Origin of the sequence: Ensifer sp. 22521 (assembly GCF_052044795.1) — a bacterium.
GTDB lineage: Bacteria > Pseudomonadota > Alphaproteobacteria > Rhizobiales > Rhizobiaceae > Ensifer.
The window spans coordinates 1-4,288 of record NZ_JBQENM010000067.1; the positions used below are offsets into that span (position 1 = coordinate 1).

At 58.7% G+C, this 4,288-nt stretch carries 4 protein-coding genes; all 4 read left to right on the plus strand.

Going from position 1 to position 4,288, the window contains the following annotated elements; genetic code table 11:
* Window positions 1–745: electron transfer flavoprotein subunit alpha/FixB family protein (locus tag ACTJKE_RS36505; protein WP_440693905.1), on the plus strand; the 745-nt coding region annotated here is incomplete at its 5' end.
* Between the two features lie 79 nt (window positions 746–824).
* Window positions 825–1,709, plus strand: a complete 885-nt coding sequence (gene purU, locus ACTJKE_RS36510; protein ID WP_427143619.1) for a formyltetrahydrofolate deformylase — start codon at window positions 825–827, stop codon at window positions 1,707–1,709.
* A gap of 6 nt (window positions 1,710–1,715) precedes the next feature.
* Window positions 1,716–2,624 carry a bifunctional methylenetetrahydrofolate dehydrogenase/methenyltetrahydrofolate cyclohydrolase FolD gene (gene folD / locus ACTJKE_RS36515; protein WP_427143618.1) on the plus strand — a complete coding sequence of 303 codons (909 nt, stop codon included), beginning with the start codon at window positions 1,716–1,718 and terminating at the stop codon, window positions 2,622–2,624.
* Between the two features lie 6 nt (window positions 2,625–2,630).
* Window positions 2,631–4,286, plus strand: coding sequence for an electron transfer flavoprotein-ubiquinone oxidoreductase (locus ACTJKE_RS36520; protein WP_440693907.1), 1,656 nt, complete (start codon window positions 2,631–2,633; stop codon window positions 4,284–4,286).
* Window positions 4,287–4,288: the final 2 nt, after the last annotated feature.

Sequence of the window (4,288 nt, forward strand, 5' to 3'; positions counted from 1 at the left end):
AAGCCTCGGCAACAACCTCGCCGAACCGCTGGCAGCGCTCATCGTGTCGCTTGCCGGCTCCTATGACGCCATCGTCTCGGCTGCGACCTCGGTCGGCAAGAACGTGCTGCCGCGTGTTGCTGCCCTGCTCGATGTCGCGCAGGTCTCGGAAATCGTCGAGATCGTCTCTGCCGACACGTTCAAGCGTCCGATCTATGCGGGCAATGCCATCCAGACGGTAAAGTCGTCCGATGCGAAGAAGGTAATCACGGTTCGCACCGCCTCGTTCTCCCAGGCCTCCCAAAGCCCATCTGCTGCCGTTGAGGAAATCTCAACGGCAGCTCTTTCTTCAGGACTTTCATCCTTTGTTGCTGATGCGCTGTCGGCTTCAGATCGCCCGGAACTTACCTCAGCGAAGACTGTAATCTCTGGCGGTCGCGCTCTTGGCTCTGCCGACAAATTTGACGAGGTAATCGTACCAGTTGCCGATAAGCTCGGCGCTGCCATCGGTGCCTCCCGTGCTGCTGTCGATGCCGGTTATGCGCCGAACGACTGGCAGATCGGCCAGACCGGCAAGGTTGTTGCCCCCGACCTCTACATCGCCTGCGGCATTTCTGGCGCCATCCAGCATCTGGCCGGCATGAAGGACTCGAAGGTGATCGTCGCGATCAACAAGGACGAGGAAGCGCCGATCTTCCAGGTCGCCGATTACGGTCTCGTTGGCGATCTGTTCGATGTCCTGCCCGAACTTGAAAAAGCCCTTTAACCGCAATTTCACATGAGACGGCGAGGTCACCTCCAGGCGGCCCAGTGTCTGCTGATGTTAGATGGAGTAGCCTGTGACTATGGAAAATCTGGTTCTTACGGTGTCATGCAAGTCCACAAGGGGAATCGTTGCGGCGATCTCCGGCTATCTGACTGACAAGGGTTGTAATATCCTTGATAGCTCGCAGTTCGATGATCTTGAGACCGGCCGGTTCTTCATGAGAATTGGCTTCAAGTCGGAAACCGGTATCCCGGAGCGTGATATCCGCGAAGGCTTTGATGAGGTCGCAAAGCGACTTTCAATGTCCTACGAGTTTCATCAAGGAGATAAGAGGACAAAAGTCCTTCTTATGGTCTCGCGCTTCGGTCACTGCTTGAACGATCTCCTTTATCGCTGGAGGATTGGCGCGCTTCCGATCGACATCGTTGGTGTCGTCTCCAACCACTTCGACTATCAGAAGGTGGTCGTGAACCATGACATTCCGTTCCACCACATCAAGGTAACCAAGGCGAACAAGCCCCAGGCGGAAGCGCGTATGCTCGAAATTGTTGATCAAACGGGTACCGAGCTGGTTGTGCTCGCCCGCTACATGCAGATTTTGTCCGACCAGCTCTGCGCCAAGATGTCGGGCAGGATCATCAACATTCACCATTCCTTCCTGCCCAGCTTCAAGGGCGCAAATCCCTACAAGCAAGCGTACGAGCGCGGTGTGAAGCTGATTGGCGCGACTGCCCACTATGTGACGGCAGACCTCGATGAAGGCCCGATCATCGAGCAGGATACCGTTCGTATCACGCATGCCCAAAGCCCTGACGACTACGTGTCGCTGGGGCGCGATGTCGAAAGTCAGGTTCTGGCTCGTGCGATCCACGCGCACATCCATCATCGCACCTTTGTTAATGGCAATAGGACTGTCGTGTTCCCGGCCAGCCCCGGAAGCTACGCGTCCGAACGGATGGGGTAACCACCGATGACCGCAATCATTGATGGGAAACAGATCGCCGCCGCCATCGTAGCGCAGGTGAAGAGCGCAGGCGAAGCATTACATTCAAACACAGGCGTGCAGGCAGGTATCGCAGTTGTAATCGTTGGTAATGACCCTGCTAGCCATGCCTATGTCTCCTCGAAGGCTAAAATGGCCCACGAGTGCGGCTTCCTGTCAATTAAGCACGAACTGTCGGAGGATACGAGCCAAGAAGAGTTGGCGACGCTCATCGAGTCACTCAACGATGACCCGCTCGTACACGGTATTCTCGTTCAGTTGCCTCTTCCAGGTCATTTGCGGTCAGACACGATCATTCGCGCCATTGCCCCGGCGAAGGATGTAGACGGTCTACATTTCGCGAACGCTGGCAGAATCGTAACAGGCGATCTCGATGGCGGGCTGGTTTCCTGTACACCGGCAGGTGCCATGGTATTCGTTCGCGATGTCCATGGCGACGACCTTACAGGGCTGCACGCTGTTGTGATCGGCAAGTCGAACTTATTCGGAAAGCCGATGTCAGCGCTGCTGCTGGAGGCCAATGCGACGGTTACCACGGTGCATAAGGGTACGCGCGATGTTCCCGGTCTTTGCAGAAACGCCGATATTGTTGTCGTTGCAGCGGGTCACCCTGGCCTTGTCAAAGCTGACTGGGTGCAGCCAGGTGCAACGGTTATCGATGTCGGGATTAACCGGATTGCCGCTCCCGAGAAAGGCGAAGGGAAGACGAAACTCGTCGGCGATGTTGCGTTCGAGGAAGTGGCGCGTGTCGCAGGTGCCATTACGCCGGTCCCCGGCGGCGTAGGTCCGATGACGATTGCTATGCTAATGGCAAACACTGTGATTGCTGCGTACCGGTTCGCCGGTTTGACCCCACCCAAGTTTGCAAGTCAGTGAAAACGCATGAGTGAGATTCCCGCACGCGAAAGCATGGAATTCGACGTTGTGATCGTTGGTGCGGGACCTGCGGGGCTTTCGGCGGCGATCCGGCTGAAGCAGGTCAATCCGGAGCTCTCGGTCGTCGTGCTCGAAAAGGGCGCCGAAGTCGGCGCGCATATCCTGTCGGGCGCCGTCGTCGATCCCATCGGCATCGACCGGCTGCTGCCGGACTGGCGCAAGGACGCCGACCGTCCGTTCAAGACCGAAGTGAAGGACGACCACTTCCTGTTCTTGGGCCCGGCCGGCTCGATCCGCCTGCCGAACTTTTTGATGCCGCCGCTGATGAACAATCACGGCAATTACATCGTCTCTCTCGGCAACGTCTGTCGCTGGCTGGCGACAAAGGCGGAAGAACTCGGCGTCGAAATCTATCCGGGCTTTGCCGCAACCGAAGTGCTCTACAACGACGAGGGTGCCGTCATCGGCGTTGCCACCGGCGACATGGGTATCGAGAGGAACGGCGAGCCGGGACCGAACTTCGCCCGCGGCATGGCGCTGCTCGGCAAATACACGCTGATCGGCGAGGGCGTGCGCGGCTCGCTCGCCAAGCAGCTGATTTCGAAGTTCGATCTGTCGAAAGACCGCGACGTCCAGAAGTTCGGCATCGGCCTGAAAGAGCTCTGGCAGGTTAAGCCCGAGAACCACCGTCCGGGCCTGGTGCAGCACTCGTTCGGCTGGCCGCTCGGCATGAAGACCGGTGGTGGTTCGTTCCTGTACCATCTGGAAGACAACCTCGTCGCGGTCGGCTTCGTCGTGCACCTCAACTACAAGAACCCATACCTCTTCCCTTTCGAGGAGTTCCAGCGGTTCAAGACCCATCCGGCCATCCGCGGCACCTTTGAAGGCGGCAAGCGGCTGTCCTATGGTGCTCGCGCCATCACCGAGGGCGGCTACCAGTCGGTACCGAAGCTGTCGTTCCCCGGTGGCGCGCTGATCGGCTGTTCGGCCGGCCTCGTGAACGTGCCGCGCATCAAGGGCAGCCACAATGCGGTGCTGTCTGGCATGCTGGCGGCTGACAAACTGGCAGAAGCGATCGCGTCGGGCAGGGCCAATGACGAGCCGGTCGAGATCGAGAACGAATGGCGCCAGACCGACATCGGCAAGGACCTGAAGCGGGTCAGGAACGTCAAGCCGCTGTGGTCGAAGTTTGGCACGGCGATCGGCGTGGCACTCGGCGGTCTCGACATGTGGACCAACCAGTTGTTCGGTCTGTCGCTGTTCGGCACGCTGAAGCACGGCAAGAGCGATGCGCAGAGCCTCGAGCCGGCAGCAAAGCACACGAAGATCGATTACCCGAAACCCGATGGCGTGTTGACCTTCGATCGTCTGTCCTCGGTGTTCCTGTCGAACACCAACCACGAGGAGGATCAGCCGGTGCATCTGCAGGTCAAGGACATGAGCCTGCAGAAGCGCTCCGAGCACGACATCTATGCCGGCCCGTCGACGCGCTACTGTCCGGCTGGCGTCTACGAGTGGGTGGAGAAGAACGGCAAGCCGGTCGTCGTCATCAACGCGCAGAACTGCGTGCACTGCAAGACCTGCGACATCAAGGACCCGAACCAGAACATCAACTGGGTGCCGCCGCAGGGCGGCGAAGGCCCGGTCTATCCGAACATGTGAAT